The organism is Halorientalis brevis (genome assembly GCF_023077655.1).
The window spans coordinates 208,759-223,273 of record NZ_JALLGV010000008.1; the positions used below are offsets into that span (position 1 = coordinate 208,759).

11 protein-coding genes and 2 tRNA genes are annotated in these 14,515 nt (G+C 63.1%); 11 read left to right on the forward strand and 2 right to left on the reverse strand.

Features of this window, described 5'->3' with window-relative positions:
* Positions 1-307 precede the first annotated feature (307 nt).
* Together MU553_RS19055 and MU553_RS19060 are read right to left on the reverse strand one after the other, a co-directional pair.
* Positions 308-380, reverse strand: a tRNA-Asp gene (locus tag MU553_RS19055).
* 39 nt (positions 381-419) lie between these two features.
* Positions 420-492 (reverse strand) — tRNA-Asp (locus tag MU553_RS19060).
* A 358-nt stretch (positions 493-850) separates the two neighbouring features.
* Between MU553_RS19060 and MU553_RS19065 the strand changes: the two genes are divergently transcribed.
* The 11 genes from MU553_RS19065 to MU553_RS19115 all read left to right on the forward strand — a co-directional run bounded on the left by MU553_RS19065 (position 851) and on the right by MU553_RS19115 (position 14,484).
* Entirely contained in the window at positions 851-1,078 is a 228-nt protein-coding gene (locus MU553_RS19065; protein ID WP_247380626.1) for a DNA-directed RNA polymerase subunit H, read from the forward strand.
* The gene (locus MU553_RS19070) at positions 1,078-2,640 is read left to right on the forward strand and encodes a DNA-directed RNA polymerase subunit B'' (protein ID WP_247380629.1); all 1,563 of its coding nucleotides are present in this window, start codon (positions 1,078-1,080) and stop codon (positions 2,638-2,640) included. Before MU553_RS19065 ends, MU553_RS19070 begins: the two co-directional genes overlap by 1 nt.
* A 4-nt stretch (positions 2,641-2,644) precedes the next feature.
* Positions 2,645-4,471 carry a DNA-directed RNA polymerase subunit B gene (gene rpoB, locus MU553_RS19075; protein ID WP_247380632.1) on the forward strand — a complete coding sequence of 609 codons (1,827 nt, stop codon included), beginning with the start codon at positions 2,645-2,647 and terminating at the stop codon, positions 4,469-4,471.
* A complete protein-coding gene (locus tag MU553_RS19080; protein WP_247380634.1) occupies positions 4,472-7,387 on the forward strand; it encodes a DNA-directed RNA polymerase subunit A' in 2,916 nt (971 codons plus the stop codon).
* A 3-nt stretch (positions 7,388-7,390) separates the two neighbouring features.
* A complete protein-coding gene (gene rpoA2, locus MU553_RS19085) occupies positions 7,391-8,614 on the forward strand; it encodes a DNA-directed RNA polymerase subunit A'' (protein WP_247380636.1) in 1,224 nt (407 codons plus the stop codon).
* 6 nt (positions 8,615-8,620) lie between these two features.
* Positions 8,621-9,046: a NusA-like transcription termination signal-binding factor gene (locus MU553_RS19090; RefSeq protein ID WP_247380638.1), complete on the forward strand. Its 426-nt coding sequence runs from the start codon at positions 8,621-8,623 to the stop codon at positions 9,044-9,046.
* 594 nt (positions 9,047-9,640) lie between these two features.
* On the forward strand, positions 9,641-10,069 hold the full coding sequence (locus MU553_RS19095; protein WP_247380640.1) for a 30S ribosomal protein S12: 429 nt from the start codon (positions 9,641-9,643) through the stop codon (positions 10,067-10,069).
* 2 nt (positions 10,070-10,071) lie between these two features.
* Positions 10,072-10,683, forward strand: a complete 612-nt coding sequence (locus tag MU553_RS19100; protein WP_247380642.1) for a 30S ribosomal protein S7 — start codon at positions 10,072-10,074, stop codon at positions 10,681-10,683.
* A 418-nt stretch (positions 10,684-11,101) separates the two neighbouring features.
* Positions 11,102-11,779 carry a DUF6230 family protein gene (locus MU553_RS19105; protein WP_247380644.1) on the forward strand — a complete coding sequence of 226 codons (678 nt, stop codon included), beginning with the start codon at positions 11,102-11,104 and terminating at the stop codon, positions 11,777-11,779.
* Between the two features lie 75 nt (positions 11,780-11,854).
* Positions 11,855-12,337: a DUF6114 domain-containing protein gene (locus MU553_RS19110; protein ID WP_247380646.1), complete on the forward strand. Its 483-nt coding sequence runs from the start codon at positions 11,855-11,857 to the stop codon at positions 12,335-12,337.
* Positions 12,338-12,825: 488 nt separating this feature from the next.
* Positions 12,826-14,484 carry a PKD domain-containing protein gene (locus MU553_RS19115; protein ID WP_247380648.1) on the forward strand — a complete coding sequence of 553 codons (1,659 nt, stop codon included), beginning with the start codon at positions 12,826-12,828 and terminating at the stop codon, positions 14,482-14,484.
* Positions 14,485-14,515: the final 31 nt, after the last annotated feature.

Below are 14,515 nucleotides of genomic sequence, written 5' to 3' on the forward strand. Positions count from 1 at the left end.
AGAAGCGCCCGGAGCGGGATTTGAACCAGACTCCAGACGTGCTCGCTTCGCTGCGCGCGACTGGCAGGGTTCAAATCCCACTGGCTATTTCCCGAACTCGGGGCTCGCGACACAGACAAGCTGGTCGCTCACGAACTGAGTTCGGAAAAAGGACGCCCGGAGCGGGATTTGAACCCGTGCGGAGACGGTCCGTCTCGCTTCGTTCGACGGCTGCGACTCCTTGTGTTCAAATCCCTTTCAGTCGTACACACATTCTACGAACGCGACGCGATGAAACGCGTCGCTGGGTGAGTAAAATTCAGAGAAGCGCCCGGAGCGGGATTTGAACCCGCGTCACGACCGTGACAGGGTCGTATGATGGGCCACTACACCATCCGGGCGAACACATCAGCTTCTTCCTGAAGTCCGCGGAAGAAGGACGCCCGGAGCGGGATTTGAACCCGCGTCACGACCGTGACAGGGTCGTATGATGGGCCACTACACCATCCGGGCGAACGCATTTCCTCCTTTCCGGGTGGGAGTATTAAGACTTTCCAAACGAACCTGCGTCGTCATGCGTTCCCACGACTCCACCGCCGATCGACTCTCGGTTCTCACGCCGCTCAGTATCGTACGACGGTCGCTCCTGTCCGTACTCTCGCACAGGAGTTACTCATGGTAACCCAAACTCCTATGTGCTCAGTTCCCGTCTGTTGGGATAGGTTCGCTCGTCGCTCCCTCCCACGGTCGGCCCTGGGCGGGTCGGATAGCGCCGCTCGACGTGTTTTGACAAGCCTTAAATGGGCTCCGGCGCAAGGACGCTGTAGTATCTCGTGACAGCAACCTTCTCCAGCCAGTCCAGCCACAACCCATGGTAGATGTAAGCGAACACGAACTCGTACCCGAGCATAGCGTGCTCGACGAGGACGTCCTTGAGGAGGTCCTCGAAGAGTACAACATCGATCGAACAGACCTGCCGAAAATCAAACGCGCGGACCCGGCGCTCCCCGATGATGCCGAGGTGGGCGACGTCATCGAGATCACCCGGGACTCCCGCACGACCGATCAGGCGACCGTATATCGCCTCGTGGTGGAATAATGAATACGCAAGACCGACGCGAGATTTCGCGTGAGTACTTTTCGAGAGAACGGCTCGCAGAACACCATTTCCGGTCGTTCAACTCCTTCCTCGACCGGGGAATGCAGCGGGTGGTCGACGAAAAAGAGACCATCGAAACCGACATCGGCGACAAGGAGGGCGAAGAGCCCGTCTACGTCGAACTCGGTGACGTTCGCGTCGTCACCCCGCGCGTGCGGGAGGCGGACGGCTCCGAAGAACTCCTCTACCCCCAGGAAGCCCGGCTGCGGAACATCACCTACGCCGCGCCCGTCTTCATGGAGATGGCCATCATCAAGGGTGGCAACGAGGAAGAAGAACACGTCGTAGACCAGACCGAGACGAAGATCGGTCGCATGCCGATCATGGTCGGTTCCCGGAAGTGCAACATCTCCGGGTTCTCCAATGCGGAACTCATCGACATCGGCGAAGACCCCGCCGACCCCGGCGGTTACTTCATCGTCAACGGGTCCGAGCGGGTGCTGATGACCTCCGAAGACCTCGCACCGAACAAGATCCTCGCCGAGTACGACACGAAGTACGGCGACGAGATCCAGGTCGCCAAAACCTTCAGCCAGCGACGGGGCTATCGCGCGCTCGTACTGTGTGAGCGCAACCGCGAGGGCCTGCTCGAAGTGTCGTTCCCCTCCGTCTCGGGCTCGATCAACTTCGTCACGCTCGTGCGCGCGCTCGGACTCGAATCCGACGAGGAGATCGTCCACCGCGTGAGCGACGACCCCGAGATCGTGAAGTTCATGCTCGAGAACCTGGAGGCCGCCGACGTCCAGACGACCAACGAGGCGATCGAGACCCTCGGGAAGCGCGTCGCCTCCGGCCAGGGCAAGAACTACCAGCTCAAGCGCGCCAACTACGTCATCGACCGGTACCTCCTGCCCCACCTCCACGAGGACGGGGTCGAGGAGGAAGAAGTGCGCATCAACAAGGCGTACTACCTCTGCCGGATGGCCGAAGCCTGCTTCGAGCTCGCGCTCGGCCGGCGCGAATCCGACGACAAGGACCACTACGCCAACAAGCGCCTGAAGGTCTCGGGCGACCTGATGAAGGACCTGTTCCGGACGGCGCTGAACAAGCTGGCACGCGACGTGAAGTACCAGCTCGAGCGCGCGAACATGCGCAACCGGCAGCTCTCCGTGTCGACGGTCGTTCGGTCGGACGTCCTGACCGAGCGGCTCGAACACCCGATCGCGACGGGGAACTGGGTCGGGGGCCGCTCCGGCGTGAGCCAGCTCGTGGACCGCACCGACTACATGGGTGTGCTGTCCCACCTGCGTCGCCTTCGCTCGCCGCTTTCCCGCAGCCAGCCCCACTTCGAGGCGCGTGACCTGCACGCGACCCAGTGGGGTCGCATCTGTCCCTCCGAGACCCCGGAGGGCCCGAACTGTGGGCTGGTGAAGAACTTCGCACAGGCGATGGAGCTGTCACAGGACATCGAAGACCAGCAGCACCTCAAACAGGAACTCGCGTCGATGGGTGTCGAGGGGATCCCCGGCATCGAGTCCATCGAGCAGCCAGCGGACGACTAAAGATATGAGTCAAGGACGAGAAGCGAAAGTATACGTCAACGGTAGTCTGGTCGGGACACATCCCGACCCGCACAAGCTCGCAGATGACATTCGACAGGCGCGCCGACGCGGCGACGTCAGCGAGATGGTCAACGTCTCGGTCAAGGACCGCACGGACGAGGTCATCGTCAACGCCGACGCCGGCCGCGCGCGCCGCCCGCTCCTCATCGTCGAGGACGGCGAGCCGCTCGTCTCCGACGAGGAGGTCGCGGCGCTGAAAGCCGGCGAACTCGGCTTCGACGACCTCGTCGAGCGCGGTTACGTCGAATTCATCGACGCCGAAGAGGAAGAGGACATCCTGGTCGCCGTCGAGGAGGACGACCTCACCACGGACCACACCCACCTCGAAGTCGACCCGCAGCTCATCTTCGGGATCGGTGCCGGGATGATTCCCTACCCCGAACACAACGCCTCGCCGCGTATTACGATGGGATCGGGGATGATCAAGCAGTCGCTGGGCCTGCCGAGCGCGAACTACCGCATTCGGCCGGACACCCGCCAGCACCTCCTGCACTACCCGCAGCTCTCGCTGGTCAAGACCCAGACGACCGAACAGATCGGCTACGACGACCGCCCGGCGGCACAGAACTTCGTCGTCGCGGTCATGAGCTACGAAGGGTTCAACATCGAGGACGCGCTCGTGCTCAACGGCGGCTCGGTCGACCGCGCGCTCGCGCGTTCGCACTTCTTCCGGACCTACGAGGGCGAGGAACGCCGCTATCCCGGCGGCCAGGAAGACCGCTTCGAGATCCCGGACGACGACGTCCGCGGGGCTCGCGGCGAGGAAGCCTACACCCACCTCGACGAGGACGGCCTCGTCAACCCCGAGACGCAGGTCGGCGAGAACGACGTGCTCCTCGGGAAGACCAGTCCACCGAGGTTCCTCGAAGAACCGGACGACATGGGCGGTCTCTCGCCCCAGAAGCGGCGTGAGACCTCGGTGACGATGCGCTCCGGCGAGTCCGGGGTCGTCGACACCGTCACGCTCATGGAGGGCGAGGACGGCTCGAAGCTCTCGAAGGTCTCTGTTCGTGACGAGCGAATCCCCGAACTCGGGGACAAGTTCGCGTCGCGACACGGTCAGAAGGGCGTCGTGGGCCACATCGCACCCCAGGAAGACATGCCCTTCACCGAACAGGGCGTCGTCCCGGACCTGATCGTCAACCCGCACGCGCTGCCGTCGCGGATGACGGTCGGCCACGTCCTGGAGATGCTCGGCGGCAAGGTCGGGTCCCTCGAGGGTCGCCGCGTCGACGGGACCGCCTTCACCGGCGAGGACGAGGACGAGCTTCGCGGTGGGCTCCAGGAGAAGGGCTTCAAGTCCAGCGGAAAGGAGGTCATGTACTCGGGCGTCACCGGCGAGAAGATCGACGCGGAGATCTTCGTCGGGACGATTTTCTACCAGAAGCTCTACCACATGGTCTCGAACAAGCTGCACGCCCGCTCGCGCGGGCCGGTGCAGGTGCTCACCCGCCAGCCCACCGAGGGTCGCGCACGCGAAGGTGGGCTGCGTATCGGGGAGATGGAACGCGACGTGTTCATCGGACACGGTGCGGCCATGACGCTCAAGGAACGGCTCTTAGACGAGTCCGACCGCGAGTGGATCTACATCTGTGCGAACTGTGGCATGGCGGCCGTCGAGAACGTCGACCAGCGTCGGGTGTACTGCCCGAACTGCGACGAGGAGACGGACATCCACGAGATCGAGATGTCGTACGCATTCAAGCTCCTGCTCGACGAGATGAAGGCGCTCGGCATTGCGCCGCGCATCGAACTGGAGGACGCAGTATAAATGAGTCAACACGCACCCAAAGAGATCGGTCAGCTCAGTTTCGGGCTGATGGACCCCGAGGAGTATCGGGACATGAGCGCCACCAAGGTCATCACGGCCGACACCTACGACGACGACGGGTTCCCCATCGACATGGGACTGATGGACCCGCGCCTCGGCGTCATCGACCCCGGGCTGGAGTGCAAGACCTGCGGGAAACACTCCGGGTCGTGTAACGGCCACTTCGGCCACATCGAACTCGCCGCGCCCGTCATCCACGTCGGCTTCGCGAAACTCATCCGCCGACTGCTGCGCGGGACCTGCCGCGAGTGCTCGCGGCTCTGTCTCAACGACGAGGAACGCGAGGAGTTCGTCAGTCGCCTGCGTCGCGCCCGCGAACTGCAGGACGACCTGAACGACGTGACCAAGGCCGCCATCCGGCAGGCCCGCAAGAAGGACCACTGTCCGTTCTGCGGCGCCCAGCAGTACGACATCAACCACGAGAAGCCGACCACGTACTACGAGGTCCAGCAGGTGCTCTCCTCGGAGTACCCGGACCGCATCGCGAAGGCGATGGAGCCGGACCCCGACGACGAGGACGACCGCGGCGTCTCCCCGGTCGAACTCGCCGACGAGACCGGCATCGACCAGGGCCGCGTCCAGGACATCCTTTCGGGCGAGTTCCGCCCGCGCGAGGAAGACCGCAAGGCCATCGAGCGCGCGCTCGACGTCGATCTCACGGAAGAGGACATGAACAAGCTGATGCCCAGCGACATCCGGGACTGGTTCGAGGACATCCCGGACGAGGACATCCAGGTGCTGGGCATCGAGCCCGACCGCTCCCGACCCGAGTGGATGATCCTGACCGTGCTGCCGGTCCCGCCGGTCACGGCTCGCCCGTCCATCACGCTGGACAACGGCCAGCGTTCCGAGGACGACCTCACGCACAAGCTGGTGGACATCATCCGCATCAACCAGCGGTTCATGGAGAACCGCGAGGCGGGTGCTCCGCAGCTGATCATCGAGGACCTCTGGGAACTGCTCCAGTACCACGTCACGACGTTCATGGACAACGAGATCTCGGGAACGCCGCCGGCCCGCCACCGCTCGGGTCGTCCGCTGAAGACGCTCTCCCAGCGTCTCAAGGGGAAGGAAGGGCGTTTCCGTGGCTCGCTGTCCGGGAAACGCGTCAACTTCTCGGCGCGTACCGTGATTTCGCCGGACCCGACGCTCTCGCTGAACGAGGTCGGCGTGCCGGACCGGGTCGCGACGGAGATGACCCAGACGATGAACGTCAACGAGCGCAACTTAGAGGAGGCACGACGCTACGTCTCCAACGGACCGGAGGCCCATCCGGGCGCGAACTACGTCCAGCGGCCCGACGGACGTCGCCTGAAGGTCACCGAGAAGAACTGCGAGGAACTGGCCGAGAAGGTCGAACCCGGCTGGGAAGTGTCCCGCCACCTCATCGACGGGGACATCGTGATCTTCAACCGGCAGCCCTCGCTGCACCGGATGTCTATCATGGCCCACGAGGTCGTCGTGATGCCGTACAAGACGTTCCGGCTGAACACCGTCGTCTGCCCGCCGTACAACGCAGACTTCGACGGGGACGAGATGAACATGCACGCGCTGCAGAACGAGGAGGCCCGTGCCGAGGCCCGCGTCCTGATGCGCGTCCAGGAACAGATCCTCTCCCCGCGCTTCGGTGAGAACATCATCGGGGCCATCCAGGACCATATCAGCGGGACCTATCTCCTCACGAACCAGAACCCGCACTTCAACGAGACGCAGGCGCTGGACCTGCTCCGTGCGACGCGGATCGACGAACTGCCCGAACCCGACGGCGAGGAAGACGGCGTGCCGTACTGGACCGGGCGGTCGCTGTTCTCGGAACTGCTGCCCGACGACCTGAACGTCGAGTTCACGTCCTCGGCGGGCGACACCGTCGTCATCGAGGACGGCCAGATGACGCAGGGCACCATCGACGAGGACGCGGTCGGTGCGTTCGGCGGCGAGATCGTCGACACCATCGCCAAGGTGTACTCGAAGACGCGTGCCCGCATCTTCATCAACGAGGTCGCGTCCCTGGCGATGCGTTCGATCATGCACTTCGGGTTCTCGATCGGGATCGACGACGAGTCGATCTCCCGGGAAGCAGAAGAGCAGATCGACGAAGCCATCGAGAACGCCTACGAGCGCGTCCAGGAACTCATCCAGACCTACGACCGGGGCGAACTCGAATCGCTCCCGGGCCGAACCGTCGACGAGACCCTGGAGATGAAGATCATGCAGACGCTCGGGAAGGCGCGTGACTCCGCCGGTGACATCGCCGAGGAGCACTTCGACGACGACAACCCGGCGGTCGTGATGGCCGAGTCCGGGGCTCGTGGGTCGATGCTCAACCTGACCCAGATGGCCGGCTGTGTCGGTCAGCAGGCAGTCCGCGGTGAGCGGATCAACCGCGGCTACGAGGACCGCACCCTGTCTCACTACAAGCCAGACGACCTGTCCGCGGAGGCACACGGCTTCGTCGAGCACTCCTACCGCGGCGGGCTGAACCCGCGGGAGTTCTTCTTCCACGCGATGGGTGGTCGCGAGGGCCTGGTGGACACGGCAGTCCGTACCTCCAAGTCCGGCTACCTGCAGCGCCGACTCATCAACGCCCTCTCGGAACTCGAAACGCAGTACGACGGGACGGTGCGCGACACCAGCGACACCATCGTCCAGTTCGAGTTCGGCGAAGACGGCACCAGTCCGGTGAAGGTCTCCTCCGGCGAGGAGAACGACATCGACGTCGAACAGATCGCGGACCGCGTCATGGACGCGGAGTTCGCGGACGAGACCGAGAAACAGCAGTTCCTCGGCGAGGAGGCCGCGCCGACGAACCTCTCCGAACACGCCGACGACTGGTGGATGGCCCAGAGTGACGACTAAACAATGACAGAGTACGACGTATCCGCAGACATCGAGGCCGTCGTCGAGGACACCAACCTCCCGCGACGGCTGAAAGACGAGGTGTACAGCACCATCGAACAGCGCGACGGCGTCAGCGTCGAACAGGCCGACGACATCGCCAAAGCAGTCGAGACCCGCTATCTCGACACGCGCGTCGACCCGCTCGACCCCGTGGGCACCGTCAGTGCCCAGTCCATCGGGGAACCGGGGACGCAGATGACGATGAACACGTTCCACTACGCGGGCGTCGCGGAGATCGACGTCACCCAGGGTCTGCCCCGGCTCATCGAGCTGGTGGACGCCCGGAAGACGCCGGACACGCCGATGATGACGGTCCACCTCGAGGACGAGTTCGCCGAGAACCGCGAGCGCGCCCACGAAGTCGTCTGGAAAATCGAGGCGACGCGCATCCTCGCGCTCGGTGACATCTCGACGGACGTCGCCGACATGCTCGTTCGCGTGAACCTCAACCCGGACACACTCCAGGAACGCTGGCCGACCGTCGACCGCCTCTCGGACATCGTCGCCGAGATCTCCGAGACCATCGAGTCCAAACTCGGCGTCGAGGTCGTCCAGCTCGACGAGACTGTCATCGAGTTCGGCCCGGACCAGCCGAGTTACCGCGAACTCCTCCAGCTCGTCGAGGACCTGCGCGAAATCGTCTTCAAAGGGATCGAGGAGATCGATCGCGTCGTCATCCGCCGCGAGGAGACCGACCAGGCACCGGACGGCGAGTTCGTCCTCTACACCGAAGGGTCCGAACTGGGCGACGTCCTCGGGATCGAGGGCGTCGACGCCAGCCGTTCGACCTGTAACAACATCCACGAGATCTACCGGAACCTCGGCGTCGAGGCGGCCCGCGAGTCGATCATCGAGGAGACGATGAACACGCTCGAAGAGCAGGGACTCGACGACGTGAACATCCGTCACCTGATGCTGGTCTCGGACATCATGACAAATCGTGGGACAATCGAGTCCATCGGTCGCCACGGCATCTCCGGGAACAAGGAGTCCGTGCTGGCCCGGGCAGCGTTCGAGGTGACGGTCAACCACCTGCTCGACGCCGCCATCCACGGCGAAGTCGACGACCTCAACGGCGTCACGGAGAACGTCATCGTCGGCAAGCCCATCAAGCTCGGTACCGGCGACGTGAACCTCCGGATGGGTTCCTCGCCTGCCCGCGGCGACGGTGAAGGGGCCGACTAAGCGCCGATGACTGTCACCCTCTCGGACCGCGAGCGCCGGTACATCGCCCTCTTCGAGGACGAGGTCGGCGTGACGATTCGCGACTGCGTGGTCGACGAGGATCACGACCGGATCATCTTCGTCGTGAAGGCCGGCGACATGGGTGATGCCATCGGGCCGGGGGGACGCAACGTCGAGCGGATCGAAGACAAACTGGATCGTCCGGTCGAACTCATCGAAGACGCCGACGCGGCCGCGGACTTCGTCGCGAACGCGCTCGCGCCGGCCGCCGTGTACAACGTCACGATCAGCGAGAACGAAGACACCGTCGCCTACGCAGAGGTCGACCACGACGACACCGGCGTCGCCATCGGCAAGGGCGGGCGCAACATCGAAGCCGCCCGGCTGATGGCCGAACGCCACTTCGACGTGGACGACATTCAGCTAACCTGAGCGTACCTTTTTCCGCTCGGGTGTCCTCGCGGGTCTTCGACCCGCTGCGGGCACCGCTCGCGCAAAAAATCCACGCTAAAAAAGCGGAACTCGCGCAGAGCGCGAGTTCCGTGAACCGCTCGCTTCGCTCGCAGATGCTTGTCTTGGGGGCTCCCCCGTGGTCACTCGTGCTCACTGGATAACCGGCAAAGTTCGGTCGCTGACCTGGTGGTATCGCAGTAATCGTCCGGAAAAATCATCCGAGGGGATGAATCCCGGAATGACCCTCAAGCCATCTGTAAGTGGCCACTCCACAGTCAAAAGATTTGTTGAAACCTCGAATCTGAAACAGTTCCAACGGATTGGACTGGACATAAGCATCCGCGCGCCAGTGGCGCGCGGTTCACTGCCGGTGAGGCGGGCGAGGCGCGAGCGCAGCGAGCGTCTCGGAGCGAACGGGCGAAGCCCGTGAGCAGCGACGAACCGGCAGCCTTTTTTGGTCCAGATTTTTGACGGGGGTTGAGCGCTCGCCACAGGCGAGCGCGATTCTCCCGTTAAAAAAGGTGGCTCCGAAAGACTGTGCTTAAGTAGCTCCGTTGGATATTCGACGGTACTATGGCGAACGGCAAATACGCCGCGCGGAAGCTCAAGAAGGACCGGCAGCAGCACCGCTGGTCCGACTCGAAGTACGCGCGCCGAGAGCGGGGACTTCGCGAGAAGTCCGACCCCCTCGAGGGTGCACCTCAGGGTCGCGGTATCGTGCTCGAAAAGACAGCTGTCGAAGCGAAGCAGCCGAACTCCGCAGTTCGGAAATGCGTCCGCGTCCAGCTCATCAAGAACGGGAAGCAGGTGACTGCGTTCTGTCCTGGTGACGGCGCGATCTCCTTTATCGACGAACACGACGAAGTGACCATCGCCGGTATCGGTGGGGCGAAGGGTCGTGCGATGGGTGACCTCTCGGGCGTGAACTACAAGGTCGAGAAGGTCAACGGCGTCTCGCTGATCGAACTCGTTCGCGGGAACGCGGAGAAACCGGTGCGCTAACAATGTCGAGCGACGCACCCGAGCCGGACGCACCTGCCGGCACCGACGACGACAGCGCAGTCGCACAGCTGTTCGAGGAGTGGGACATCACCGAGATCGAGTACAACGACCCGAGTACCGAACGGTACATCACGGTCACGCCCATCGCCCACACGATGGGTCGCCACGCCTCGAAGCAGTTCAAGAAAAGCGAGATCTCCATCGTCGAGCGGCTGATCAACCGCCTGATGCAGACCGAGGAGAACACCGGAAAGAAACAGCAGGCCACGCGCATCGTCCGCGAGGCGTTCGACCTCATCCACAACCGGACCGAGGAGAACCCGGTCCAGATCCTCGTGCGCGCAGTCGAGAACAGCGCACCGCGTGAGGAGACGGTTCGCCTGAAATACGGTGGTATCTCCGTCCCGAAGGCCGTCGACGTCGCCCCGCAGCGACGGGTCGACCAGGCCCTGAAGTTCCTCGCCGAGGGTGTGCACAAGGATTCGTTCAAAACGCCGACCTCCGCCGAGGAGGCGCTGGCAGACCAGCTCATCGGCGCGGCGAACAACGACGTCCAGACCTACGCAGTCAATCAGAAAGAAGAGAACGAGCGCGTCGCGGCTGCCGCACGCTAACCGGTCGCCACCTTTCTGCAGTCTCGTTTCGATCACTGCCACCGCCGAGTGACGTCGCCAGGCGTCCGTGTCGGCTGCCGTCTCGTGGTTTCGGATAGTTGCGAGATGGCGTTTTTACCTTACCACGTCGTACTGTAATAAATGCCCGTCCATATCCGGGAAAACAATCAGGGTAGACAGAGTGTTTGCATACGATGTCGTGGTGACGACAGACGATATGAGGGGAAACCTCCCGCTGTGGTTCGACCACAGCCACGCTGGGTGGGGCCTCGTGGGGAGAGGCTACCGCCAGCGTGCGTCCCGTGGTGTTGGGGGTCGGCACTCGCACGCGTGCCGACTGTTTCGGGGGGCAAACTGTGACGATTCGTTGTGCACCACGCGTGCAGATACGCAGTAACCTACGAGAGTGAGAGAACACATGTACGATAAATCCATCCTCGCCAAGAGTACTGGCGCATCGCTGGGGGTTGTCGCCGTCGTCGGGATGCTCTTCCTGAGCACCGGTACGGCGTTCGCAGCACCCATTTCAGGTATCGGCGGTTTCGTGATCGAAGCAGACACGATCACGGGCGACGACTTCATCCTGTACCCCGGAGCGGGTGACGCGGAGAACACCTCCCAGTACCCGCAGGGTATCGTCGAACTGAACGCTGTCACGATTGACAACCTGAAGCTCATCAAGCGCTTCAACCTCAATCAGTACAACGTCGCGGACGCCAACGCGCGGCTCGTCATTACCGCCGGTGGCGGATCCTCGAACGTGACGTCCGGACAGCTCCTCCTCAAGACGCCCGAACTGTCGGCTGACAAGGCCCAGTTCAGCGGCCTCGAGATCGACGAGGAGAACGCGAACGACTCCCAGGCGGGTCTTCACAACGTCCTGACGCTGCGCGCGCCGGCAAACGCGACTGAAGCCTCGGTCACGCGCCAGGTCAACCTGACTGGCGGTTCCAACCCTGCTCTGCTGCTCGAGGGCGCGCAGATCCGCGCGACCTACCTCGCGACCAACACGATCACGCTGCCCGACCTCGGACTCGAGGTGCAGCTCGACACCAACAACAACGGCAACTACACCGATCCGCAGGACTACACGTAACGTCGCCGTCAACTAACTGACCGCGAATTTTTTTAGTACAACAGAACCATACAGAAACACACGATACCAAATACCATGTCCGTAAAATCAGCACTGTGGCACGCGCTTCCGACACCGATCCAGCGACGACTCGATGACCGCCTCGCCAAGTTCAACGACTGGAAAGAGCCGCGCCCCTTCTGGGGAGGGGTGTTGCTCATGCTCGCGGGTTTGATCATCGGTTGGGTACCGATTCAGTTCGCGACTGAACTCGCAGTCATCGGCGGTGCGTTCACCGTCATCGGCCTCGTATTCGCCGTGATGGTGTTCCTGACCGGTGCGTTCGTCCTCGCCCGGCCGGGGATGTCGACCATCTTCGGCGTCCTCGGGATCGCGCTGTCGATCCTGTCGCTCGTGGGCGCACTCGGTGGGCTGTTCGTTGGGATGCTCATCGGGATCGCGGGCGGGAACCTCTGTATCGCCTGGCAGAACCCCAATCCCGAGGCGACGACGACCACCAGTAGTAGCACTCCGAGTGCGAACGAAGACGTGCAGTTCAGCTGGCAGGGCGACCAGTAGGCCGACCCGACGACGACCGGGCCGAACGGCAGTGGGCTGTTCACGTCCGCGACTGTCGCCGCCACGTGCTGATTTTCGGCGACACTCGGCATCCCGATCACCGACAGTGGCGGTTCTTGTTCCGTCGGGGTCGGACTGTGCCGTCGATTTCAGCCAGCGTTCACACGGCCGGCATCGCACCCGTTCCTGACTTCTCTTGCCTGTCGGTTCGGTGTCGTGCCAACAGGCGCAGATGACGGTTTTCTGGTGCACGACGACTGAACGACGCGATGTGGCGCCGGCATATATAAAATCCCTCGTATAAGGTGCTTAAGACTAAGGGGCGTTAGGATTGTTACAACGAACTACCGCAGCTAACCCGTCGATCGGGCAGTGGGGAAGTGCCCGTAGCGGGGTGTGTTCAGGTACTACCTATGTACAATCGCAAACGAGTTGCCCGGGGGGCAGGTACGGCTATCGCGGTTTGGGCGCTCCTCGGTGTGTTTATCATGTCGACTGGGGTCGCGTACGCATTACCACTCGCTGGCGTCGGCGGGTTCACGATCACAGCGGATTCCGTGTCGGCGGACAACCTGGTCCTGTATCCCAACGTCGGTGATACCAGTGAGCGGGAGGCGTTCCCGCAGACGATCGCGGAACTCCAGGGAACGACGCTGAAAGATCTGACGGCGTCGAAAACGATCGATCTGGACTCGACGCCGGCTTTGACCGGGAAGTTCCGAGTCAGTTTGGTCACGGAGGGGCGGAGCGAAGGGGGCGCTGTCTTGTTGAAATCGACCGCATTGCAGTCGAGCAGTGCCCAGTTCAACGATTTTGCGATCAAAGAGATGGAGTCGTCGGACACGTTCGGCCAGTTCGGAATCGAATCGAAGGGTCCGATCACGCTGAACGGGTCTGGTCAGTATCCCGTTCGTATCCGCGCTCACTACCTGGCGATCAACACTATCTCGACGCCGAACCTCAGGCTCTCGGTCTGTTACGACCCTGACGACGACGACGCCTACGAGTGGGGTTCGTGTGACGGATCACTGCCGGACTGGGGGACCAACCCCGCCATGGGCGGCAACGAAGCGCCGAATCCCGTCGCGATTGCGGACCCGAACCCGGTGGACACCAACCAGACGGTCACCTTCGACGCGTCGTCGTCGTTCGATCCCGACGGGTCGGTCACGTCCCACCAGTGGGAGTTCTCGGACGGCTCGACTGCGACGGGCACGACCGCGACGCGGACCTACAGCGCCACTGGCACCTACGAGGTGACGCTGACGGTGACCGACGAGGAAGGGAAGTCGGCGACGGACACGCTCACCGTCGGCGTCGGGACCAAGGCGCCGGAAGCGCGGATCTCGACGGAGAAGACGACGGCGATCACCGGCGAGACGATCCGATTCGACGGTTCCAACTCGTCGGACCCGGACGGCTCGATCGCCTCTTACGCGTGGGACTTCGGCGACGGCACGACTGCGATCGGCGTCTCTCGGACTCACTCGTACAGTTCCACGGGGACGTACACGGTGCGCCTGAACGTGACCGACAACTGGGGGCTCCTGAGCACGGACACGGTCGACGTCTCGATCGTGCCGAACGAACCGCCGACAGCGAGTGCGTCCGCGGACGACACGGCACCGAACCCCGGTGAGTCGATCACCTTCGATGCGTCCGACTCGACGGATTCGACCGGCCGAATCGTCTCCTACGAGTGGGACTTCGGCGACGGCACGACCGCGACCGGTGCGACGCCGACGCACTCGTACAGTTCCGGCGGCACCTATCAGGCCACGGTGACGGTGACCGACGTGAAGGGTGCGACTGACACGGACACCGTGACGATCGACGTCAACGACGCACCGACTGCGAGTGCGGCCGTCGAGCCGACTTCCGGAACCGAAGAGACGACGTTCACGTTCAACGCGTCGGCGTCGTCCGATCCCGACGGCTCGATCACCTCCTACGCGTGGGACTTCGGTGACGACTCGACCGGCAGCGGTGAAATCACCACGTACGGCGGATACAACGTCGTCGACATCGATCCGGACAAGAAAGAAACGTTCACCGCGACGCTGACGGTGACTGACGACGACGGCGTGACTGCGACGGACACCGTCCAGGTCGAGGTCGCGAACTGTTACTTCGACACGTTCTGTTGACCGTCCCCGCGTCGCTTTTTCGACTGTCGAA